General features: G+C 51.7%; 16 protein-coding genes. 10 read left to right on the top strand and 6 right to left on the bottom strand.

Annotation, left to right across the window (positions count from 1 at the left end; all coding sequences use genetic code 11):
- Positions 1–3 precede the first annotated feature (3 nt).
- From ACG2F4_RS03195 to ACG2F4_RS03185, 3 genes are read right to left on the bottom strand one after another with little or no spacing between them, the layout of a single operon-like run.
- On the bottom strand, positions 4–606 hold the full coding sequence (locus tag ACG2F4_RS03195; protein ID WP_395258320.1) for a flavin reductase family protein: 603 nt from the start codon (positions 604–606) through the stop codon (positions 4–6).
- A gap of 17 nt (positions 607–623) precedes the next feature.
- Positions 624–917 carry a hypothetical protein gene (locus ACG2F4_RS03190; protein ID WP_395258319.1) on the bottom strand — a complete coding sequence of 98 codons (294 nt, stop codon included), beginning with the start codon at positions 915–917 and terminating at the stop codon, positions 624–626.
- Positions 886–2,355: a GNAT family N-acetyltransferase gene (locus ACG2F4_RS03185; RefSeq protein ID WP_395258317.1), complete on the bottom strand. Its 1,470-nt coding sequence runs from the start codon at positions 2,353–2,355 to the stop codon at positions 886–888. The genes ACG2F4_RS03190 and ACG2F4_RS03185 overlap by 32 nt, the downstream gene beginning before the upstream one ends.
- A 439-nt stretch (positions 2,356–2,794) precedes the next feature.
- Between ACG2F4_RS03185 and ACG2F4_RS03180 the strand changes: the two genes are divergently transcribed.
- Together ACG2F4_RS03180 and ACG2F4_RS03175 are read left to right on the top strand one after the other, a co-directional pair.
- The gene (locus ACG2F4_RS03180) at positions 2,795–3,421 is read left to right on the top strand and encodes a CPBP family intramembrane glutamic endopeptidase (RefSeq protein WP_395258315.1); all 627 of its coding nucleotides are present in this window, start codon (positions 2,795–2,797) and stop codon (positions 3,419–3,421) included.
- Between the two features lie 185 nt (positions 3,422–3,606).
- Positions 3,607–4,539, top strand: coding sequence for an aldo/keto reductase (locus ACG2F4_RS03175; RefSeq protein ID WP_395258313.1), 933 nt, complete (start codon positions 3,607–3,609; stop codon positions 4,537–4,539).
- A 94-nt stretch (positions 4,540–4,633) separates the two neighbouring features.
- On the opposite strand, the gene trxA is transcribed toward ACG2F4_RS03175, so the two are convergent.
- A complete protein-coding gene (gene trxA / locus ACG2F4_RS03170) occupies positions 4,634–4,948 on the bottom strand; it encodes a thioredoxin (protein WP_395258311.1) in 315 nt (104 codons plus the stop codon).
- A gap of 341 nt (positions 4,949–5,289) precedes the next feature.
- On the opposite strand from trxA, the gene ACG2F4_RS03165 reads away from it, so the two are divergent.
- From ACG2F4_RS03165 to ACG2F4_RS03145, 5 genes are all read left to right on the top strand, one after another.
- Complete coding sequence (locus ACG2F4_RS03165) at positions 5,290–6,537, top strand: glycosyltransferase (RefSeq protein ID WP_395258309.1); 1,248 nt, start codon at positions 5,290–5,292, stop codon at positions 6,535–6,537.
- 216 nt (positions 6,538–6,753) lie between these two features.
- Positions 6,754–7,401 carry an SDR family oxidoreductase gene (locus tag ACG2F4_RS03160; RefSeq protein ID WP_395258307.1) on the top strand — a complete coding sequence of 216 codons (648 nt, stop codon included), beginning with the start codon at positions 6,754–6,756 and terminating at the stop codon, positions 7,399–7,401.
- 194 nt (positions 7,402–7,595) lie between these two features.
- A complete protein-coding gene (locus tag ACG2F4_RS03155; protein ID WP_395258304.1) occupies positions 7,596–10,010 on the top strand; it encodes a GumC family protein in 2,415 nt (804 codons plus the stop codon).
- 480 nt (positions 10,011–10,490) lie between these two features.
- Entirely contained in the window at positions 10,491–12,944 is a 2,454-nt protein-coding gene (locus ACG2F4_RS03150; RefSeq protein ID WP_395258302.1) for an SLBB domain-containing protein, read from the top strand.
- Positions 12,945–13,170: 226 nt separating this feature from the next.
- Positions 13,171–14,295 (top strand): GNAT family N-acetyltransferase, encoded by a 1,125-nt coding sequence (locus ACG2F4_RS03145; protein WP_395258300.1) that lies wholly within the window; start codon positions 13,171–13,173, stop codon positions 14,293–14,295.
- 318 nt (positions 14,296–14,613) lie between these two features.
- On the opposite strand, the gene ACG2F4_RS03140 is transcribed toward ACG2F4_RS03145, so the two are convergent.
- On the bottom strand, positions 14,614–16,221 hold the full coding sequence (locus ACG2F4_RS03140) for a sensor histidine kinase (protein ID WP_395258298.1): 1,608 nt from the start codon (positions 16,219–16,221) through the stop codon (positions 14,614–14,616).
- A 296-nt stretch (positions 16,222–16,517) separates the two neighbouring features.
- On the bottom strand, positions 16,518–18,836 hold the full coding sequence (locus tag ACG2F4_RS03135) for a tetratricopeptide repeat protein (RefSeq protein WP_395258296.1): 2,319 nt from the start codon (positions 18,834–18,836) through the stop codon (positions 16,518–16,520).
- A 523-nt stretch (positions 18,837–19,359) separates the two neighbouring features.
- Here ACG2F4_RS03135 and ACG2F4_RS03130 point away from each other — a divergent pair.
- From ACG2F4_RS03130 to ACG2F4_RS03120, 3 genes are read left to right on the top strand one after another with little or no spacing between them, the layout of a single operon-like run.
- Positions 19,360–19,845 carry a hypothetical protein gene (locus tag ACG2F4_RS03130; protein WP_395258294.1) on the top strand — a complete coding sequence of 162 codons (486 nt, stop codon included), beginning with the start codon at positions 19,360–19,362 and terminating at the stop codon, positions 19,843–19,845.
- 9 nt (positions 19,846–19,854) lie between these two features.
- On the top strand, positions 19,855–23,817 hold the full coding sequence (locus tag ACG2F4_RS03125) for a T9SS type A sorting domain-containing protein (protein WP_395258292.1): 3,963 nt from the start codon (positions 19,855–19,857) through the stop codon (positions 23,815–23,817).
- Positions 23,818–23,824: 7 nt separating this feature from the next.
- Positions 23,825–24,544 (top strand): hypothetical protein, encoded by a 720-nt coding sequence (locus ACG2F4_RS03120; RefSeq protein ID WP_395258289.1) that lies wholly within the window; start codon positions 23,825–23,827, stop codon positions 24,542–24,544.
- The last annotated feature ends 67 nt before the right edge of the window (positions 24,545–24,611 follow it).

The following is a 24,611-nucleotide window of genomic DNA, read 5'->3' as shown; positions in this document are numbered from 1 at the left end:
CGATTATTTCCTGAATTTTTTCGGGAATGGGAATGCCTGCGATTCATTCACGACCGCAAAACGCCCCGGGTTCAGGTAGGCCATGAGAGGATGATTATAGATCAATTCATTGTCGTCACGTGCATTTTTCCGGATATAGTTCTCATCAGCATGCGCCTTCACCACTTCACCCAGGATAAGGCTGTTCTCCCCAAAACCGTCAATAATGTTGTGCAGTCGGCATTCAAGATAGAAGTATCCCTCTTTTAGGAAGAAGGGCGCCACGGTTGATGCCGCAAAACGCGGGATGGTTTCAAGCTCGGGCTTGGTATCATCCTCCCGGCGCCGGGTGGCGGTCAGGCTGGTAAAAATGACTTGATCGGGTTTGGGATAGGTAACCGTAAACTCGTCAAAATTCCTGATATTCTGGTAGGTACTGTGGGCCGGGGTGCAGACAAATCCGAAATAACGATCCCACCCTACCGGGAACGCCATATGTTTTGGAGCAAAGTTTGGGGTTTCCTCGTCGTCCATTGACCCGATGATTACAAGGGGATGCACGGTAAAGACGTGATCCCAGAGCGTTTCCAGGTCAAGGGAGACGGTTGACTGATCATTGTTTTCCATAGTGATGGGTGTTTGAGTTACCGCTGTATGATGTTTTCAAGATCCCAGATTTCGTGCAGGCCCAAAATGTGCAGTACTTCGAAAAAGATTTTCGGGGGATTTTTCAGTCGCACTCTGGTGCGACCTTGGAGCAGCTTGTGGATGAATATGACAGCCTCGGTATTAACAAATCGTGCTTGCTGAAGGTCAACATGCAGCTCTTTCCGCCCGTCCCACAATGTCTTGATTTCTCGCACTGCATTCAGGTTGAAATCGCTTTCAAGTTGTACGGTCAGTCGACTATTGCTCCTGGTATACTGCATTATATTCATCCTTGATAAAGGTTTTTATGTTCCGGGCCGTATCCGAATAGACCTCAATCAGGTCAAAATTGATCGGAACCAGGAGTTTCTGCATGCGGAGGTAGTCCTGCTCCCGGTGGTTCATCGGCATCAGGCCCGCAAAAATGAACCGGTTCCTGCGAAGCCACTCCACGGCCTCGCTGTTGGGGGAATCCTGCAATGGAATATCGAAATAGATGGCGTGGAGGTCCACCTCTGCCAGGCTGCGCATCATGCTTTCGGCGGCAGTAATAAACTGGTTGCCGATACTGGAGACCACCACGGTGGCCGTCTTGTTTTTATAGGTGAATTCCAGATTCATCTCGGTCTCGCTTTGGCCTTGCGGGCCGGGAGTTGCGGGTTCTTCCAGAGTGCAGGTTTTTTCAAACTGCCGGTAGATCTGGCGGAGGATTCCGCGGTAACGGTCCGGCAGAACAATGGTCCGGTTCCACTGGTCGACCAGTGGCAGGAAATCGACCAGGATCGATTTGGGCTGGGTGTTGCCCGCAGTACTATCCTGGTGCCCGGAGCCGCGGGTGACCGCCACCAGCAGTGCCGTGCTGCCAAACCCGAAGGAGTGATTCACTTTCTGGCTGATCGTGTGGACGGTCAGTGCGAGCCCATACAGGCCCTGGAGGCCCCTCTCTCTGCTCATTTTGATCAGTCTGCCCATCATCCGTTTCATCAGCCCCTGTTTGCGGTGTGGCGGAGAAACGACCGCTTCTCCCACTTCACCGACCAGGGAGTCGGGGGCTTTGATAACGGCAAAATAGCCTGCCGGTCGGCCGCTGCCCGTTCGCACGATGGTACCGAACTTCTTCCCGTGCTCAATCGCCAGCTCATTCTGTTTCGGGAAATAGAGGTCTTCCTTGCTGTAGGAGTAGTCGTATGACCGGTAGATGAGTTTGGCAATATCTTCGGCATCTTCTTTGGTTACGGAGTCTAAGGTGTATTCTGTTTCTTTCTGCTTTGGGGCGTCGGGCCCGGCAGTCTCCTCCTTTTGTAAGTTCGAGTAGCTCTGTTCTGTCAGCTGCTTGGCCAGCCGAAACTCCTTGCCGTCACGGCCACGGTTCAGGAAGAGGAAATGATCGGTCAAATTGCGAACCAGTTCCAGCCCGGCCCCTTCAAAATCACCGCTGTCCAGGGCTTTCTTCCGCGAGTATTGGTAGTTGTCGGGGGCGAACGGCTCCCCGGACTCCTGTATGATAATCTCGAGCTGAGGAAGAGAGTAGCGAAACCAGAGCTCCATGTAACCGTCGGTATCGGGATAGGCGAAAAGAATCATGTCGGTCAGCAGTTCATCCACCGCAAGGCTGAATCGCGCGGCTTCATCCGGCTGCATCCCCATGCTGGTGCACCATTTGTAGGTAAAGTCGGTCACCGGCTCAATCGCCTTTATGTGAGCTTCCAGGTATAAATAAGCTTCCATTCAGAATTCTGAATCTTTATGATTTTGTTGTACTGCCGTTTTCTTGCAATTCCAGTCCCCTCCCCATTTCCCCTGGCTGTTCCCCAATGTACAGTTAAACAATTCATGAGGAAAAAGAACCAGGAAAATCATGAAGGATTATGATTGAACCGATACTTTGAAGTACGAAATTAAACAGAGCGAGGTTGTATTACGCAACATCTACTTTTCCGGTATCAGCGCTCAAGGGTTGCCCCGGGCTGACCTGTTTTATTGACACTAACAATAGGTGATAGACAGACAAAGGTTAAGCATGTTATTCCCGACCTCATTGTGGGCGTTTCCCCTACTGTGGTGATCGGTTCCTTTCCAGCAGAGAGCGGGCAAAAAGTTAACCGCAGAATACATTAAATTAAAGCTGCCTGAATCGGGGAAAAATACCAGGAAATCGACACCATTGATGACTGACAAACCAGATATAAATGATGAGCCCGGGAGACACCTGCAGATTCCGAAACGCAATTTACTGCTCCTTTCGGTCGGGTCTGCGGTTGTGTATTTGTTGCTGGCCTGGCTCATATTCTATTTTTTTCACAAAACTGAACTTGTTTCTGCATTTGAACACGGCTTCTCTTTAAGTAACCAGTTGTGGACCGGTGCGGTTGCGGGAGGTGCGGGGGCTGCAGTCGTCACGCTCCTGATTAAAAGGCCGCCGGTCGCCGGCGTCCTTGACGACTTCTACATTGTTCGGGCACTTAAAAATACGCCGTTGACAAAGTTTGACTGTGTTCAGCTCTCCCTGTTTGCCGGGACAGGGGAGGAGCTCCTGTTCCGCGGAGCCATTCAGCCCCTGCTTGGCATTTGGGTCACGTCTGTGATCTTTGTCGGTATCCACGGCTACTTCAAATTTCAGAAACCAGGACATTGGGTCTTCGGTGCCATGATGTTTGGTCTCAGCATGGGACTGGGATATCTTTTTGAATATGCGGGTCTGGCTGCGGCGATGACAGCTCATGCCGTATATGACCTGATTATGCTGTACCTGGTGGCCGATGGATCTATGAGTCGGTCCGGGCAAACGCCGTGAGGGCACGGTTTTGTTAACAGGGATCTTTGCAGAACCTGCTATTTTGCTGGGAGGTGGTTGCACCACTTTGCAGGTCTTTTAAATGGGAGTACAACTTCAGAACGAGGAACTGAGGATTTTTCAAAGCTCTCTGAAAATGAGATTTCACAAACGTTTAATCAGACACATAATTTAGAATATGTATTATGGAATCGAGGATTACACGCCGCGAGCTGTTAAAGCGCTTGGGAGTGACCGGCATCGGGCTAATGGTTCAGCCTTTTCAACCATTGTTTAGCCGGGAAACCACCATGCGCAGAAGAAAAATCCCCTCTTCCGGAGAAGAGATACCGGTCGTAGGCCTGGGTACATGGATCCAGTTTGACGTGGGCAAGTCAGAATCGGAGCGGAGACCCCTTCGCGAAGTCCTCAGGCTGATGGCCAAAGAGGGAGGCAAGGTGATCGACTCATCTCCGATGTACGGCCGTGCGGAAACGGTTATTGGCGACTTGACAGCCGATCTTGGAATCGCTGACGAATTCTTCTATGCCACGAAGGTGTGGACTACCGGCCGGCAGGCGGGTATCAGCCAGATGGAGACCTCGATGCGGCGTATGCGCCGGGATACGATCGACCTGATGCAGGTACATAACCTGCTGGACTGGCAAACCCACCTGCTGACCCTTAAGGACTGGAGAGAACAGGGGCGGATTCGGTATATCGGGGTGACGCATCATACCGTATCGTCACACAGCCGCCTGGAAGAGATCGTTAAAACAGAAGATATAGATTTCGTACAGTTTAACTATTCGATCCGAACCCGCAGTGCGGAGCGCAACCTACTCAACACGGCACGAGAACATGGAGTGGCGGTCCTTGTCAACGAGCCGTACGAGGGCGGGTCGCTGTTTGGGGCTGTAGGCGGCAGGAAGGTTCCCACCTGGGCTGAAAGGGAATATGATATCAACAGCTGGGGCCAGTTCTTTCTTAAATATATTCTTTCCCATCCGGCGGTAACCTGTGTCATCCCGGGCACTTCCAATCCGGAACACCTGGTGGACAACATGGGGGCAGGGTACGGGCGACTGCCGGATGAGGAAGGGCGGGAGAGAATGGTAGATTTTGTGGAAGGTCTGTAGGCAATAACTTGCAAAGTCCTCTGGATGGAATAGAAAAGCTCCTCAAAATAGGTAATTTTAAAAGGGCCGTTGCCCGGTAACTAACTGCCTCAGCTTATTTGTGGTCGTTGATAATTTTTTCCAGAGGACCGGCCTGTACAACGCCGGCCTGTCTCCATTTTATCTCCCCGTTTTTAAAAAGGATCAGGGTGGGTACGCTGCGGACCTGGTATTTCATAGCTGCCTGCTGGTTCGCATCAACATCAACCTTGATGATCATGGCATCATCGCCAACCCGTTTTTTGAGATCCTTGAGGATCGGCTTCATCATCTTGCAGGGACCGCACCAGTCGGCATGGAAATCAACCAGGACCGGGGTGTCGCTGTTGATTAAATCGGTGAATGAGGTTGTTTTTTTATCCGTTTCCATAATGTCGATGTTCAATTAAAATTGATATTTCTTTCGTGGTAAAGTATGATGATTTGGAATAAGCTGCTGCGGTTGAAACCGAGCCCCGCATGACGGTGAAAATCCTACAATATGCGATACGTATGTGTAAAAAATTAGGATCGGTTACTTAATTTTTATCAGAGGGTTTTGTAAAACCCTCAATTCCTTGGTCTGAGGGAGTTGGACTCCCGTTAAAGGTCAATAAAGTCGGTAGTAGAACTACCTCCCAACAAAATAGCAGATTATGCACAGGTCTCTATCATTATAGACGAATATAATATTGTTGGAATAATTTTTACTAAAGCAGAAATTGCCAAATAATGAAACAAAATATTCCACGGTTGCTCATTGTCGGGTATGTATGGCCCGAGCCCAACTCTTCGGCTGCTGGCCACCGGATGATGCAGCTGATCTCCATATTCAAAGAGCACGGATGGAAAATCACCTTTGCCAGTTCCGCCACCGAGAGCGAGCACGCTGCAGACTTGCAAGAACGGGGCATTGACACTCAGCCGGTGGAGATTAACAGTTCCGGTTTTGATACCTTTCTTGAGAATCTGCAACCGGACGTCGTGATGTTTGACCGGTTTGTGGTTGAAGAGCAGTTTGGGTGGCGGGTGGCCGAGCACTGTCCCGGTGCCCTCCGAATCCTGGATACGGAAGACCTGCACTGCCTGCGCCGCGCCCGAAGAAGAGCGATACTTGAAAACCGGCCTTTTTCCGAAGTCGACTTGTTGGAGGATGAGGTGGCGAAGCGGGAAATTGCCAGTATCCTGAGATGTGATCTCTCGCTGATTATCTCTGAATACGAAATGAAGCTGTTGACAGACCATTTCCAGGTGGATGAATCGCTGCTCCATTACCTGCCGTTTTTGCTGAATCCCATTGACCAGGCCCAGGTCGAGGAATGGCCCACCTTTGACGACCGCGCCCATTACATTACGATGGGGAATTTTCGTCACCCGCCGAACCGGGACGCTGTCCAATTCCTTAAAACAGAAGTCTGGCCTCGCATCAGGAGCAGGCAGAAAAAGGCGGTACTGCATGTGTACGGGGCCTACCCGTCCCGGCAGGTAACGGATTTGCATGAACCCCGAGAGGGATTCCACATAAAGGGACGGACCCCGGACGCCCGGGCGGTGGTCCGCAGCGCCAAAGTTTGCCTCGCCCCGCTGCGATTTGGCGCGGGACTAAAAGGAAAGCTGGTGGAGGCGATGCAGTGCGGCACCCCAAGCGTAACCACCCCGGTAGGGGCCGAAGGCCTCAACGGAGAAAAGGAATGGCCGGGAGCGGTAGCACAAAGTTCGGAGGAGATAGCCGCCGCTGCTGTTCGGCTGTATACCAACCGGTCTGCCTGGGAAAAGGCCCAGGTAACCGGCCTGGAAATCGTTAACACCCGTTTTGGAAAGAGCAGGTTTGAACCGGCCTTTACAGACCGGATCCAGCACGTAAGGGAGAACCTGGGAAAACATCGGCGGCATAATTTTACGGGGAGCATGCTGATGCATCACACAATGGCCAGCACCCGGTATATGTCGAAATGGATTGAGGCCAAAAACAGGATGTGAGAGTTTAATTGCGTTTTTTTATGCAGGTTAAAGCTCGGTGGAATATTCTGTTGTTGGAAGCGGAACCATCGACTATTGAAGTTGTTAAAAAATATTAGAGGATTTTCAATTGATGCGGGGGGATGAACCCGGTGCAGGAACAACGGTGTTCTCAATTCGGTTGGGGATCATCCCACAGGCTAACATAGCAATGACAATCGACAAATATTTATACTTATGAAGATAACGATCGTTGGCGGACATGGAAGTATTGCGATGCTCCTTCACCCTGCTTTACGGGAGAGGGGGCATGAGGTGCGCGGCATTATCCGGAAAGAGGAACAGGCGGATGATCTTCGCGTGGCCGGGGCCGAACCGGTGGTCTGTGACATAGAGCAGACGGCAGATATCTCCGATGCGGTTGGGCAGGCAGATGCGGTCCTGTTTGCGGCGGGGGCGGGTCCCGGCAGTGGCGCTGAGCGCAAGTGGACCGTGGACCGCGACGGGGCCATAAAATTAATCGAAGCTGCGAAGAAAAACGGAATTGGCCGGTACGTGATGATCAGCGCAATGGGAACCGACAGACCCCGCGGAAATGAGGTCTTTCGGACCTATCTAAAAGCGAAGGAAGAAGCCGACGAGGCCCTTCGGAACAGCGGACTCGACTACACGATCATCAAGCCGGGGCGGCTGACTGATGACCCGGGAAGCGGCAGGGTGTCGCTGGGCCGGCAGCTCGAGCGGGGAGAGATCCCGCGCGCGGATGTGGCCGCAGTACTGGCCGAAGTGCTGGAAATGCCGGAGACAGCCGGGCTTCAGCTCGATCTGGTTTCGGGTGAGCAGCCGATACCGGAAGCGGTACGGGCAGTAGCAAATATGGGATAGACCGGTCGCGAATTGCTGTATAATGGAAGAAGGTATACTGAATTTTCAGCAGAGGAGCCCTTGCAAATGCCGGTTTCCAGAGTCTGTTCGGGAATCCGGCGACCCGGGGTCAGGGTAATTGGCAAAAGCGGATGTTATAAAGTAATTTTATATGTATTTTCGAGGCTTCACCCGATTCAATAAAAAAGAATTTCATGGCAAATAGTCATTATCCTAATAATGGTAATGAATTTTCTTCCAACGGCTCCCGCCAGGGCGGGTATCAGGGGGGCAAGCCCCCTGAGCGCAACGATGAGGATGAGATAGATCTCAAACGGCTTTTTTATATACTTTGGAATAACAAATGGCTGATCATCGGCTGCGTTATCCTGTTTAGCATACTTGCCGGTGTGGTGGCGAACTACCAGACGCCGATCTATCGCAGCGAGGCCTCTATGCTGATTACGCAGCAGCAAAACCGGTATTCGTACGCGGGCAGCGATCTGGGCAACCTATTGACCAGCACCTACGGAATAGGAGCGGGGAGTACCATCGCCAACGAAATGCAGGTGTTGCAGTCGCGCAGGCTCTCTACTGAATTGGCCGACACCCTGATCAACCGTCGCCTCATGGAAAACGGGAACCAGTATCCCATCCTTTTTACCAGTTACCCGGAGGATTCGACGTTGGCCGACAAGGATGTAATAGCCGGGCGTTTAAGCAGGAATCTGACCTTTTCCAAAGCAGATCAACAGGCCGATGTTATTTCAATAGGGTACGAGAGTCCTTCTCCGCTGGAAGCGGCCGATATTGTTAACTTTTCCATGCAAATTTACATGGATGTATCCACCCGCCAAAATCGAAGAGCAGCTAACTCGGCGGTGGATTTCCTGGAAAACGAACGTGAGCGGATCGAGGATACTCTCCAAACCGTTGAAAATCGACTGCAGGAGTTTATGAATGAAAATAAACTTGTGCAGGTAGATGCACAGACCCAGCAGGTAATCTCAACAATCGCCAACCTGGAATCGCGCAAGCAGGAAACCCGCGTGCAGCTGGTGGCGGCAAATTCAGCAATCGAGCAGTACAGGGAGCGGCTCAACAATATCAAGCCCGGGCTGGCCGAGCAGTATGCCGATGCCATAGGGCCCAACATGACGCGGTTGCAGTACCAGCTTGCAGAACTGGAAATTGAGAAAATGCAACTGGTTGCCAATAATCCGGGAATAGACGATGCGGCAACACCGCCGGATGAGCTGAAAAAGATTAATGAAAAAATTGAAGTTTATAGGAAAAAAGTGCGGGAATTAACCCAAAACCTTATTGATGAGGGCGATGAGTATCTGGGTTTCCTGGGCAATTCCGGCGGCAATATCTCCCAGGCGGTGACCGACATTAACAGCAAGCTGATTGAGTTGCAGGTACAGCGCGAGCAATTCAACTCTCAATTGGAAGTGATCAACGAACAGCTGCAGGAGCATGAACAGTTTTTTGATCGGCTGCCTGACAATATGATACGGCTGGCCCGGCTAAAACGGGAGGTCGAGATCAACGAGGAGCTTTTTGTGACGGTCTCGCAGCAGTACTCCGAGATGACCTTGTGGAAACAAACCCAGTTTGGACTCGGGCGGCCGATAGACACCGGCTATGTCTCCGAATTGCCGGTTAAACCCAATAGTAATTTGTATATCCTGGTCGGGTTTATCCTCGGGGGAATCCTGAGCGTGGGGTATATCTTTGTCAGGGAAGCGTTTAATACCACTATCGACAGCCTCGAAAAATTACGGCGCTTCGGCCCGCCGCTGCTGGCTGTTATTCCGAAAATGGATCGCCACATCAAGGAGCATTATGATGGCAGCCGGAAGGTGGAGGTCGGCGACAATAAAATCGATACTGGCCTGGTAACGCTGCTCGATACCGTTTCCCCCATATCGGAGTCTTTTCGGCGCCTGGAAAGCAATATTATCTACTCAAATCCCGACCGGAAAATGCGTTCTATCCTGATCACCAGTTCCACCAAGGGAGAGGGAAAAACCACGGTTGCCTCAAACCTGGGCGTGGTGCTGGCCGAGGCGGGATATAACGTTTTGCTGATTGATACCGACCTGCGGCGACCGAACCTGCACAACATGTTTGGGCTGAGTCGTTCGCCCGGTATCATAGAGATGCTGTTTGATGATTTGACCTCAGAGGAGGCGATAAAAGAGTCGATTGTACCCAACCTTTCGATTCTGACCTCCGGCAAACGACCGCCCAACCCGTCGGCCATTAACCAGAGTCGAAAGCTCATCAACCTGGTGCAGAGGCTGGAGGAGCAGTACGATTACGTCCTGGTGGATTCCGCGCCCTATGGAATTATTACCGATCCCTCGGCACTGATAAAAGAGGTGGACGGGGTGCTGTTGGTAACGAAGTTCGGAGAGACCAATGAGGCGGAAGTAAAACATACGATCGACAACCTCAACCAGATTAACGCCCACATTATCGGTTCGGTGCTCTCATCGTTCGATCATGAGAAGAGCAACGACTACTATTACGGTTCTCAGTATTACTACGGTTCCTACTACTATCGGGATCTCTACGAAGATTACAAATCGTATCACAGGGAACGGCCATCCGATCTTGAGTGATGCGTCGTGAATGAACCCAATGTTGTGGACACAGATCAAAAAAAACGGGTTTTGATCACGTGAGGAGCCGGGTTACCTGGATCTTACCTGTGCGACCGTTTCCTGAAAAAGCGGGAAAAATCGCTGCTTGATTATTAAGTTTCAGGGATGAATTGTCCGATCACGGGTATTACTTGTAAGTAATTATTATTACCTTTGAACCCGTTAACCCTGGATGTTTTCGGAGTAGGAAAAATGCCTGTGGCGCATTTTTTTACTCGATTTGGATGAAGTAGTCGGCCTCTCAAATTTGAAGGGGCAACGGCGGCGAATGTTGCCGGCGGGCGGCGTTGAAGGTAAAAAAGCATTCAGCGTATGCCGGCACGCGTTGTTATGATTGTAACTTTGCCCGGCCAGGGGTCAAATTTCTGGGTCAGAAACCGGGGTAAACAGTATTTGCTGAACAAATTCTTTCAATTTCTTAATACTAATACATAATTGATGGTTGCCAATTACAAGCTATTCAGTGTAGGCCTGTTTTTAGTATCATTTCTTTTTATTGCTGTTTGCGGAGTCGTTGCCCAGGATATCGGGTCCGTTGATTTTCAGAATTTACGATCTTCTGATCTTTCCGACCAGCAGATCCAGCAGCTGTGGGAACGTGCCCAGAACCAGGGCTACTCGATTTCGCAGCTGGAACAGATGGCCCTGGCCCGGGGCATGCAACCCGCCGAGGTGAGCAGGCTGGTGAGTCGCTTGCGCGATATCCGGATGCAGCGTTCCCAGGAAGATGCCCGGCAGGTGAGCAGCCCGCAACTCCGTACGGTGACCACAGACACCTCCCAGGTAGAAGAACAACAGCGCACGCGGCGGGATACCATAGAAACCCGCATATTCGGAGCCAATCTCTTCAGGAGTGATAAAATTACATTCACACCCTCACTGAATATTCCCACTCCCGAAGATTACCAGCTGGGACCGGGAGATGAAATTGTGATCGACATCTGGGGAGCGGCCGAACAGACGTATCAGCTGACGGTTTCTCCCGAGGGTACCATTACCGTAGCCAACCTGGGGCCCATTTATCTCAATGGTTTGAGTATCCAGGACGCCCGCGAGCGGATCAGGAGCGCACTTACCAAAATATATTCCGGCCTGGAAGCCTCTGAAGGAGAACCTACTGATACGCAGGCCCGTATTTCGCTGGGTAATATTCGCAGTATTAATGTCACGGTGCTGGGGGAAGCGCGATTTCCGGGCACGTATACACTGCCATCGCTGGCCACGGTATTTAACGCCCTCTATTCGGCAGGGGGACCCGATTCAACCGGTACGTTCCGGGAGATCGAAGTCATTCGGGGCGACAGCGTGGCTGCAACGCTTGATATCTATGATTTCCTGGTTTATGGAGATCAGAGCGATAACATACGGCTGAGGGACCAGGATATAATTAAAATCGATCCCTATCTCTCACGAGTAGAGCTGAAGGGCAAAACGAAACGAACCGGTTTTTTTGAGCTGAAAGAGGAGGAGACCGTTCAGGACTTGATTACGTTTGCCGGGGGATTTTCCGAAAATGCGTATACGAAGCGTATCAAGGTTATAAGCAACACCGAATCCCAGAAAAGGATCGATGATATTGAATACCCGGGGCAGCGCAACTTCAGACCCGGAGACGGGGCAGAGGTTACGGTTGGCAAAGTTCTGGAGCGGTTCGAGAACCGGGTAGAGATCCAGGGTGCTGTGTTTCGGCCGGGCGACTACGAATTGCAGGACACCAGTACCGTTTATTCCCTGATCCGGCGGGCCGAGGGGATCAGGGAAGATGCGTTTATGAACCGGGGACTGATATACCGTGAGCAGGCCGACCTGACGATCGAGGCGATCCCGTTCAGTGTTCGCGAGGTCCTTAACAATCCGGAGCAGAACGATATTCGGTTGCAGCGAAATGATATCGTGCAGATATCCTCCATTTTTGACCTGCGTGAAGACTATACCATCAATGTGGTGGGAGCGGTGCAGGAGCCGGGTTCATTTCCATATGTTGAGAATATGACGCTCGAGGATGTCATTCTTCAGGCCGACGGTTTCAAGGAGTCTGCCGCTCCCTACCGGATTGAGGTATCCAGGCGGATAGACGGGGGAGACTCCACGTTTGTACCCCGGGAGATTGCCGAAATCCACCAATTTCGTGTCGACGAGGATCTGAAACTGGATGCGGAGACAGCAGACTTTACGCTTCAACCGTTTGACAAAGTGTTTGTCAGGAATTCGCCGTCCTATTTTGAGCAGGAAGAGGTAACGATTGAAGGGGAGGTGCTGTTCCCCGGCAAGTATACGCTCGATCAAAAATATATGCGTATATCAGACCTCATTCAGCGGGCCGGCGGACTCACCCAGTACGCCTATCCGCAGGGAGCCAACTTGACCCGGCAGGTGGAGCAGAAGGTGGATACCACATTTTTGAATATCCCCGACAGCCTGCAGGATGCCAGCAGTCTGCAGCAAAATACTACGCGGGTGGGAATCCAGCTGGGAGAGATTATGAAAAATCCGGGTGTACAGGGCGATCTTATTTTGCAGGCGGGAGATGTGCTGGAAATTCCCAAGGAGCTGCAAACCGTGCAGGTAGCCGGAGAGGTATTGTACCCGATCAGTGTTCGGTACGAAAAGAATTTGTCGTTTAAACAGTATCTGCGGGCTGCCGGCGGGGCTTCTGAGCTGGGGAAACCCAAAGATGCCTACATCGTCTACGCCAACGGGGAAGTGGATCGCGCCCGCAACATCTTGTTCTTTCGGGATTATCCCAAAGTGCGGCCGGGCGCCACGATCTACGTTCCACCCAAGGAGGAGCAGCGCCAGTTAACTGCACAGGAGCGGATCAGTATTTTCTCTGCGATCGTTTCCATGGCGGCCATCGTGAGCAATACCATCTTCCAGATAACCCGGAACTGATAACCTGTCGGACCTGGCATTGCCGCTGCACGTTTATCCAAAACTCACAGACGGCGGAGAGAAATGGTTATCATTAGGCAAGCAGCAACAGCACAGCAAGGTCACCTGCAACCGGGGTGCATAATGACAAACCACACGTAAAAATTAAATGACAAACGGTCTGTAGAATGTTTATGACGGGGTTACGAGAGCTAGCAGTCAATTTTTGGATGGAGAATCTGTACTCATGATCGAAATCAAAGAGATGAAGACCACCTCCGGGCTGAAAGCATTTGTTGAATTTCCCTTTTCGCTTTTTGAAGATAATCCGTACTGGGTCCCGCCAATCATCAAGGAAGAGCTGGAGACGTTTGACCAGAGTAAAAACCCGGTATTCAAAAATGCAGATGCGCACTTTTTTTTGGCCTTTAAAGATGGCAGACCCGCCGGCAGGATAGTAGCCATTATAAACTGGCTGGAAGTGAATGAACAGCACAAACCCAAGGTTCGATTCGGCTGGTTTGACGCGATTAATGACATTGAGGTGACGCGGGCCTTGGTGCAGGAGGTGGAGAAAGTGGGCCGCCGCCACCAGCTCCAATTTATGGAGGGACCGGTGGGGTTTTCGAATATGGATAAAGCCGGCATGCTGGTCGAGGGTTTTGAGCACCCGAATACCATGATCACCTGGTACGGGCTGCCATACTACAAGCAGCATTTTGAACAGCTGGGGTTTGAAAGGGAAAAGGAGTGGGTGGAGTTCAAGATAAAAATTCCGGGTGAGGGTCCCAACGACAAAGTGAAGCGGTTCTCAAGCCTGATTTTGGAAAAATATAATTTGAAGGTAGTGCGCTTCTCAAGTAAAAAAGAGATTCTGAAGCATGTCGACAAAATATTTGAGCTCGTCAATGATACCTACCGCAACCTGAGTACATTCGTGCCTGTACAGCCGGAGCAGGTTGCGTACTACAAACAGAAATATTTTCGCTATCTACATCCCGACTTTATCAACTGCGTGGCCGACAGCGACGGAGAGATTGTTGCGTTTGCCATCACCATGCCTTCATTTGCAAAGGCACTGCAGCGTGCTGGAGGCAGGCTGTTTCCTTTTGGCTGGTTTCACCTGTTGCGGGCTCGCTTTTTTCACCAGAAAGCCGCTTTTTACCTTATCGGGATCAAGCCGGAATACCAAAACAAGGGGCTGACTTCGATCATTTTTAAAGAGATGAACGAGATGTTTAACCGGCGCGGTATTACCGAAGTGGAGACCAATCCCGAGCTGGAGGACAACAAGGCGATCCAGGCGCTGTGGAACAGCTACGAGAACGAGCTCCACAAAAGGCGCCGTACCTATCGGAGGGAGCTGGAATAACGGATCAGGCAGAGAAAAGTATTCGTGCTGGTTAAGCAGATCTACCCTGGAATATTTACAAACAAAGCGTGTACCGGAAAAAGTGGCTGGCCTGTATTTCTCACGATAATGTATGCACAAATCATGTACCCTGATGGCAGGCAGTATCTTACCTCATATGTTGCCGACCTTTTTATTTGACAGGGGGTAGAGCGCTGCGAGATTTACCCTTCAGCTGCGTTAAAGGGTAAATCACCTGCTCAACGTACAATGGTACGTCTGCGCGACATTTTCCCTTTGCCTAGCTGAAGAACAAATTTTTTGGTGAGGTAATCCAGGCTAGTCCTCCTCGTCAAAGCTGAGCCGAAAGGTGGTGCCTTCTTGGCTGCTGCTTATATCCAGCTTGCCGGAGAGCTGTTTGGCCATTTTTTTTATCAGGCTCATTCCCAGGGATTTTTGGCTGTCCATCCCGGTATCTTCAGGGAGTCCCACCCCGTCGTCGCTGATCTCGAGAAGTACTTTTCCACCTACGGTTTTGCTTTGGAGCAGAATAGTTCCCTGCTGCTGCCCTTTGAAAGCGTGCTTGTAGGCGTTGATCATAATTTCATTCAGCAACAGGCCAAGCGATATTGAGCGCTTCATATTAAGCCGGGCATCCTCAAGATGAAGATGCAGCCGGATGGAGCCATCTTTGGGGGCAAATGATTTATGGGTCAGATCTGCGATGCGTTCGATAAAATTCCTGATGTTGATATCTGAAAAGTTCTCATTCTGGTAGAGCGCTTCGTGGGCCAGGGCCATCGACTTGATGCGCGAGCGTGAGGTTTGCAGCAGTTCGGGATTTTGCCCGGCACCGCTGGTCATTTCCTGCAGTTCAAGAAGCGCGCTTACCAGCGCCAGGTTATTTTTGACGCGGTGATGGATCTCCTTGAGGAGGAATTCCTTTTCATTGAGCGATTTCCTGAGCTTTTCCTGGCTTTCACTCAGTTCGGCTGTTCGTTTATTGACTTCCCTGTTCAGTTTTCGGTTCCACCCGCTGATAAGATAAATTGCCCCGTAGCCGGTGACGATGATGAGTCCCATCGATATCCAGGAGATTATTTCAAAAGACTCCAGCGCTCCCATGACCGAAGTCAGGGTGATACGCTGTGCCCCGGTCATGACCTCCTGGACCCGCAGTTCCCCGAGAATTTTACCGGACAAAATGAAAATGACCAGCACAATTGTGACCGAGATGACCGCACCATACACCCATCGTAGCGAGATCGGCTGTTGCTCCGGGATCTTGAGCCACCGATGCTTGAGGTGCTCTGCAACAGGAGTAAAAAAGAAGAGCAGGGGACCGATAAAAAGAGCAGATTGCAGGAAGCTGCCGCTCCACCATCCTTTCCAGACGATGAGCGTGTCCAGGGCGCTTAAATGATGCGAAAGGCTCCAGATGAACGCTCCCAGCGAGCTGCCGATCGATGCGATAAATGAGATGGAGATAAAAAAAGCGATGCTCTTCAAACTCCGCAGGTTGTAGGAGATCTTGAAACTTTGATATGCCATCGCCATGATCGACATGCCCAGCACAAAAGAGATGCCGAACAGCAGGGCCCACCCCCACGCCATGCTCGAGTGGAATGCAATGATAAATGAGCTGAGAAACACCGGGATGAATCCCCATTCAAAGCCAAACCAGAAAAAGAGTAGAAGCCCGAGTATGAGGGCGGGATTGAAGAGGAAAAATTTTATCACCTCCGTACTTTCTGTGCCGATCACCATACGGTTCTCCGGCAGCAGGTAGATGGTGGCTGCGAGCGTAAAAGCGATGCACAAAGTCCATGTACTTAAAATGGCAAGCACACGAAAATTAAAGGCTGAGTAGCTCGATAATAAAAAATCGAGTGGTACCGGCTGCCAGGTGTAATGGTCAGAACCTGCCTGATGTTCTCTTGCACTCAAGGTTGTGGAATTGGATATGATTGTTGGTTTTGTTTTCCCGTTTAAAGAATACTATTTTTTATTAAGAAACTCTAATATTTATTAATAAAAAATAGGTGGGTTGTGCCTGAGAAAAAATATACCAGGTACAACATATAGCCGAAAGTGAAATAAAATACAGTTTGAACAGGATGAAGGGCTGTTTCAACTTCAATGTTGTCCATGAAAGATACAACCATCGCCGAAAAATGAATGCCCAAAGCGAATTTACAACTTGTAAAAAACATTCGCCATCCACCGCTGATTCCGAAAAAAACTCACCCTTTGATCTTGAGTGCGATAAACGTGAAGTCATCCTGCTGGGGAGTCCCATTCAGCCACCGTTTCGCTTCCTCCCTGTAGCGGTGAATGATCTGTTCGGGACTTTCTTCAGCACACTTCATCAGTATCCGGGGCATGCGTTCGTAGCCAAACATGAGCCCTTCTTCATTGGTGAGCTCGGGGAGTCCGTCGGTGGCCAGAAGCAGCGCATCCCCTTCCTCAACAGTAATGGTTGTCTGTCGATAGGGATATTCCGGGACGCCGGCCAGTGGCATTCCCTTCAGCGGTATCTGTTCCACTTTTCGGGTATTTGCACGATATAGAAGAGCCGGTGGAATGCCCGCCCCTGCCAGTTCAATGGTGTGGTCTTTCAGGCGAACCAGTGCCATTGCCATATACAGCTTGCGGAAGTTCATTTTTTTGAGTCCGTGGGAAGTGCGTTGCAGGATGGTAACCAGGTTCTCCTCCCGGGCCAGCAGGTTCAGCAGGCTTTTGGTAGCCGTTACCAGCGTCCCCGCCTTGGTGCCGTGACCGGTTGCATCGCCCAGGACAATCGTGAGGCTTTCATCACCGGAAGGAAAAAAGTCGTAGTAGTCGCCGCCCACCTCGGCGGCGGTCTGCATAAACGCTGATATCTCGGCTGTGGCTGGCTGCGGAACCTCGGAGGGAAGGAGCGAAAGTTGCAGTTCGCGGGCCGCTTCCAGCTCCTGGGTCTTTCGCTCGTTTTCAGCCTGGAAATAGTTTGAGATCGCCTCGGCGGCTTTGGTCCGCAGTTCTGCTTTCTCGATTTCAGTTTTGTGAAGTTGTTCCAGCGCTTCGTGGGCGCGCTGCCTGAGCTTGTAGCGGTTGTAGAGTAGGCCCAGTATGGAAGTTACCAGGATGACCCCGCCGACCAGGATACCCAGCCAGAGGGACTGCACCTCCTGCGTCTGTTGAAGTAGCTCAATACGCTGCTGCTGTTCGCGGGTGCGGTACTGTTCCTGCAACTCGGCGATCACCGACTGGCGTTCCGAGTTAAAGATCGAATCCTCCGCCGTTTTGAAGCTCCGGAAGTGGGAGAGGGCCTGTTCATATTCCTGCTGCGCTTCAAAAATGGTGAAAAGCATTTCGTGTACGTCGCGGAGCAGCGACCAGCTTCCCGTCTCTTCCGCCAGTGCCAGGCTTTGCCGGGCGGCGACCAGGGCGGAGTCCGGCATCCCTCGTTTGTGGTACACCTCCGCAATATCCAGCAGCGTACTCGCACTGCCATACTGATCCCCGATCATCTGCCGGTTTTGAAGCGCCCGTTGTTGAAATTCGAGCGCAGGCCGGTATTCCCCCAGGTGCATGTGGATAGCCCCCATATTACTGAGCGCAATCGAAACGCTGTACCGGTCATCCAGTTCGTCCCAGATGGTAAAAGCCTCCCGGTAATGTTCCAGTGCTTTTTTATAGAGGCGTTGCAGTTCATAGACTGCGCCCATATTGTTCAGGGTTGCGGCCTGTTGTGCCTTGAGCCCCATGCGATCCCACACCTGCTTGGCCCGTTCGTAAAAATCCAGGGCATCATCATAGTTGGCCAGTTTTTGGTATATGATGCCGATATTCGTCAGCGAAGCCGCCACTCCACGCTGATCATTTAGCTCCTCCCGTAGTTCAAGCGCCTGTTGATGAGCTCGAAGTGCTTCATCATAATGAGCCATGATATCGTGCATGATTCCGATATACCCAAGCGTCGTTGCTATGCCCGCACGATCATTTAGCTGGTTCATAACCTCGAGCGCCTGCTGGTGGTATTCGAGCGCCTCTTTGCTGCGACCCTGCCGCCGGCAGATGGATCCCAGTTCATTCAGGATGAGGGGCTGTAAAAAATTTGTCTGTTCAATATTTAGCGTGAGGGCGCTGTCAAGACGGGCGATACCCTGCTCATACTCTCCACGCTGCCTGTAAAAGCGGGCTGCAAGCAGCAAGGCCCGGACCCGGTATTCCGGTCGACCGGTAGCGCGGGCGATCTGCCGGATCTTATGGGCGTGCGTCAGCAGTGAATCATATTCGTTTAGTGAATAATGGGCCCACGCCTTGTTAAACAGCACATCCACCTGCAGCGCTCTGTCGGGATAACGTTCCAGCAGGGCCAGGGCTTGCGAGCTGTAACGTATCGCAGTGGCGGGTTGCTCTCTCTGAAGCTCCTCAGCCAGCCGGGCCAGCACGGGGATGCGATCGCTGCCGCTCACCTCATCAAGAATTGATTCCAGGCTGTCTACCGTTCCTGGCTGGGCTACTGCCGAACTGAAGCTGAAAAGCGATACACAGAGTATGATGGCAATGAAATTCATTTTGTTTAACTGGTTGGATTCGGTCGCTATTCAACCGAAGTCTGCAGTGTTACCTGGTCTGCTTGCTCCAGAATCTCGTATCAGGACCGTTCCTTTACATTTCTAATTGACTGTTCATACGGGCGTTACGGGTGTAAAGTGTCACATGTTTTATCATTATCTCACACAGTTTATACAAATATCTGATAATAAAGAACTTGCAGGGACTATTTTCCTGGCTGGAATATCGGAAGGGCAACGAAAGGCGAAGCCTCTTTAGCCGTAAAAAACGGGTTACTTGAAAGTCAGATCAAAATAAAATTTTCAAAAGTTACACATAATCTATTAATTCCTAGTGAAAAGAGTTTTACGTTCTCGGTGGGCTTTGTGACCTGCAAATCTTCTGCTGGGCGGGCGTGCACATTTTTAGTGTTTTGATTATTACCGATATACGATAATTGCAGCCCGTACTCAATGATGGATGCCCGGGGTGGCAAGGCCTTTCACAAGTTCCAATTCAGCTGACAGGGATCATTTTTTTAACATGACAAGAATATTTTTTCCATCAATATTGAGATGCGCTGCCGGCGCGTTAGCTGCCATATTACTGGTGGCTGCCTGTAGCTCTACCGAAAAGAGTTCTGAAAATAACGACAGTTCTCCCGGTGGGGGAACCTCAATTTCCAGTGGAGAAGCAGACTTGAAAGCACCCGAAAATTTAGCTCCCGGTACGGCCCAGGTTCGCCTGAAGGTAGAAGAGGTGATTTCGGGAGATGAGGATCAGGATATCTGGGTGTCGGAAATAAGGGAGATACTGGGCTATGGTTCGGCCACGCCCCCGCTGGCAGCAGGAACCGAGTTGAACATACATACCGCCACCTATTTCAGCAATGTCGATGCTGCACCAGGGGACTTTGCTGACCGGGATGAGCTAATCTGTATCATTCGCCACCAGAAGGTATTTGAAGGAACCGGTAATTCCAACAGCCCCAGCTGGAGCCTTGTTACTGTTCTCGAGCAACTGAAATAAACAGACGTCATGAAGTTAGTTAAACAAATTCTGCCGTGGATGGCGGTCGCATGCCTGACGATTGTTGTTGCATGGATCTACAGTGCCGAATCTCTTACAAATTCCCCTGCAGGACAGGAGCGCGAGTCCGAACGTGCAAAAGGACTGAGTAGTCCCGGCCTCGTGCTTGAAGATTCCATGAACAAGCAGGAGAAAAAGGCTGCGCGGGCGGAATATTTTTTCAGGATGCTGAGAGATCCCGCCACCAACAGCATTCCTGTAAACATCAGGGCCCGGGAGCTGAGCTTCGCCAGGCTGCTACCGCAACGGGGAAACAGTGGTTCGGGACGCAGCAAGATGTCGACCCAGTCGTCTCACGGGTCGAAGTACGCCTGGAACTCCGCGGGTCCACGCGATGTGGGCGGGCGGACCCGTGCGCTCGGTATCGACCAGCGAAACTCCGATATCATTATTGCGGGAGGCGTCTCCGGGGGCATCTGGAAGTCGACCGACGGGGGCGATACGTGGGAGATGAAAACCGATCCCAGCCAGAATATGAGTGTTTCCTATCTTACCCAGGATCCCAATAACCCCGACACCTGGTACTACGCTTCTGGTGAGTTTATCGGGAACTCGGCTTCCGACCGGAGCCAGGATGCCGCCTATTTCGGGACCGGCATCTACCGCTCCACCGACAATGGAGAAACATGGGCCCAGGTGTTTGCTGAAACCGGGGACAACAACCAGTGGAACTCTCCATTTGACTATATCAGCAAAATTGAAGTGAACCCTGCCACGGGTTCCGTCTTCTTTGCTTCCAACGGGTTCGGGATTTTCCGCTCTTCCGACGGCACCAATTATACGCTCGTGAAAGGAGAGAGCCGCGAATACCGGTACTCAGATTTTGATATCGCCCCGGATGGCACCATTGTGGCGGTACTATCTACGGATGGAGCGGGCTTAACACCAACGGAACCCGGCGTGCATATTTCAACGGATGACGGCGACAGCTGGACCGAGATCACCCCCGATACATTTCCGAACACCCACCTGCGGAGCGTAAGCGCGTTCGCCCCGTCCGATCCCTCCATATTTTACGTGTTCTCATACAAGGGAGGCGGCAATAACCAGGGCATCAGTTTCCACAGGTTTACCCTGAATGAAGCGGCCACCGACACGATCTCCACAGACGACCGCTCCGCAAATATCCCCGATTTCGGGGAGCCGGTGGGGGGCGTCGATCCGCAGGGGGGATACAACATGGTGGTACATGTAAAGCCCGATGACCCGGATTATGTGTTGGTCGGGGGCATTAACCTGTTTCGTTCAGCCGACGGCTTCGCAACGGGCCCCGACGGGTCGGGCGATCTCACAAAAACGAGATACTGGATCGGGGGCTACGCCCGCTCAAACGACGTCTCACTGTATGAAAATCAGCATCCCGACCAGCATATCATAGCGTTTGATCCCGCCGATGACAACCGGATGTGGTCGGGGCACGACGGGGGCGTCAGCCTGACGGAAAATGTAACCGACAGCGCTGTCACCTGGTCAGACCGGAACGAGGGATACATAACCTCGCAGTTTTATACGGTGGCCCTGCCCGATGACCCGGAAAATCCCTCCATCGTCGGCGGTACGCAGGACAACGGATCGCCCTATTTTACCGTGGATGAGAGCTGGAACCAGGATTCGGAGTCCCAGGATGCCAGTACTGGAGACGGATCATACGCCTATTTTACGGAAAACCACATGTTTACTTCCTCTCAGCTGGGTCGTATTGTTCGCTACGACCTGGAGGGCGAAACCTATACCGCTACGGCTGTTGTTAACCCCGAAGGCGCACAAAACCAGCTGTTTGTCCACCCGTATGCGGTTGATCCCAATAATGAGACCGTGATGTACTACCCGGATGTGAACAGCGGGACACCCCGGATATGGATAAATACCACCATTGATGAAATTGGATCGGGCGACTTCACCGGGGATGGAACCAGCCTTGGATGGGAAAATATTGACCTGGACATGCTGAGTGGCGGCGGATACCAGGTTACGAGCCTGGAGGTCAGCCAGCGGCCGATGAACATCCTCTATTTTGGGGCTTCCTCCTCATCCGGTCCGCCGCGTGTTTTCAGGGCGGCCAACGCCAGCGGAACGTTTGATATAACCGAAATTTCAATCGACAATGCGGCCAGCGGCGCCTATGTCCACGATATTGCACTCAACCCCGTCGATGCGGACGAGGCGATCGTCGTCATGTCCAACTACGGAATAACAGGCGTTTATCACACAACCGACGGCGGGAGTTCGTGGAGCGCCGTTGAGGGGAACCTCTCGGACAACCAGTCGGAGGTGGGACCGTCCATCCGAAGTGCAACGATTATGCCGTACGGCACCAATACTGTCTACTTGCTTGGTACCAGCGTTGGACTTTTTTCGACTGAAACCCTGGATGGTAGCTCTACTGAATGGGCACAGGAGAATCCTGGTGGTGTTGGAAATGCCGTTACAGAATACGTGACCTCCCGGCACACAGACGGGACGGTTGCTCTGGGTACTCACGGACGGGGAATTTTTGTAGGAGAGTTTCAGGGCACATTTACTTCTCCGGGACCTCCCAGCGCCCCTTTGGGATTGTTGGCTTCAGTAACCGAGGATTCTGTTACTCTTTCGTGGGAAAAAAATCCGGAAGTGGATATCGCCGGTTATAACGTCTACCGCGGGACTCAGCCAAACCAGTTGACACTTTTTAAAAATGTGGGGAAAACTACGGCTGTTGATAAAGAATCTTCTCCTGCTTCTCGCTATTATGCAATATCCGCTGTTGATGCCGAAGGGAATGAAAGCCTGCAGTCGCGACCCGTTGCGGCATACCGGGAAGATCTGCCCATCGATGAAAACTGGAGGCTGGCGGGGGTCCCGTTAAACTCGGCTGAAGGAGTGACTATTCCGAACGGGGTAAACCTGATCGGTTTTGACGGGGTCTACGAGATCGCCGATGAAGTAGAGCAGGGCCGGGGGTACTGGGTCAAGCATTCCGAACCGGCGGTTATCGAATATCTTGGAAGCGCTTCTACCTCGCAGGAGTTTCAGCTCCAGCAGGGATGGAACCTGGTTTCCGGTATCGGTGATACGATTTCGGTCAATGATATACAGGACCCCAACGGAGTGTTGAGTACAACCCCGGTCAAAGCGTATAGTGGCACAGGGTACCAGGATGCGCAATTTATCGCACCGGCGGGCGGCTACTTTATCCACGCCCGGGAGGAGGGAATCATCTTGATGGAGGTAGACACCAGCACTGCTGCCAGTGCCGGTAAAAGGCTGGCAGCTGAAGCCGCCCCTGTACCTCGCGAGAAGCTGGATGCCCTGCTGTTTTCACGAAACGGTGTTACCAGTTCGCTGATGCTAAGCCGCAGCTCGCTCTCCCCGGAGGAGAAGCAGTACTACCTGATGCCCCCGAAATCTCCCCGACCGGTAGTGGATGTGCGCACCAGCCAGGGGTACCGTATAGTCGATCAAAATGAGACCGAGATTGAAATTTCCGCTTCATCGTATCCCGTGCAGGTTCAGCTTAGTGCCGGTTCAGCCGAAGGTGAAGCGTATCGGCTGGTGGGAATCAATGACGGGGAGGAAGTGCATTTTGACCTGGTGCCCGGTAAATCGGTAACGATCGGGAACGCCTATGACCGCCTGCTGCTGACCGGCCTCGGTGGCGGTGAAATGCCGTTGAGCAACGAGCTCTCCCCGAACTACCCGAACCCGTTTAATCCCAGTACTACCATTGAATACCAGGTAGCAGCAAAGGGTATGGTAAATATGGAGGTGTATAACCTGGTGGGGCGCAAGGTGCAAACATTGGTAAACCAGGTCCAGAATCCCGGAAAATACCGCGTCACGTTCGACGGTTCCAACCTGTCCAGCGGCACCTATTTTTTACGTATCCGGGCCGGCGATTTCCAGAAAGTTCAGAAGATGACCTTAATCAAGTAATTTCGGTATGGAAAAATATATGTTGCATATTCTCCTTTTCGCCAGTCTTCTCTATATCTCGGGGTGCGGGGTGGGGGGATCCGGCGGAGGAGAACCCGAAACCGTCGTTCTGAATGTGACCAGAAATATGGAGGAGGCGGGCTCTCTTTCGCTTACCTCTGCTGAATTTCAAAGTGGAGACACGGCAAGGGTAGAGGCTTTTCCATACAACGGGTACGGTTTTGTAGAGTGGAGCGGCGACAGGACATCATCGGAAAATCCATATAGTTTTATTATCGAGGAAGACACTGACCTGGTGGCCAATTTCGAGGCCACCAGCTCGGAGTACCGGGTACATCTTTCCGTTGCTGATACCTCCGACACGCTGAATGTACTCCGTTTCGGTCAGCTCACCACCGCCACCGACGGAATAGATCAAGAGGATTACCCCGCAGCCCCACCACCGCCGCCGGAAAATCTGCACGCCTACTTTCAGCATGATGAGGACCTTTTTTGGGACTACCGCAACGCAGAGACCCCGACTGTTACCTGGAACCTGCAGCTACAGCCGGGGCAGACCGACTCACTGCACTTTTCCTGGACGTTGAATGAGACGGTGCTGAACGGATCGGTGACGCTGCGGAGCGAAGACGCTTCCATTGAAGTGGATATGATCGAAACTGGTGAGCTCTCTATTGAAAAAGGGGAGGCGGACCACCTGCTGATTGAATATGAACTCGGCAATTAAACCGGTTTATCCCGGATTATTCGCAGCAAATTGCAACTCCACCCAAATTTGAGCTATAGGTGGTTTT

The organism is Halalkalibaculum sp. DA3122 (assembly GCF_043951865.1).
Classification (GTDB): Bacteria; Bacteroidota; Rhodothermia; order Balneolales; family Balneolaceae; genus JAMQKA01.
The sequence above is the reverse complement of the archived record's forward strand: the minus strand, read 5'-3'. Positions and strand labels throughout refer to the sequence as shown.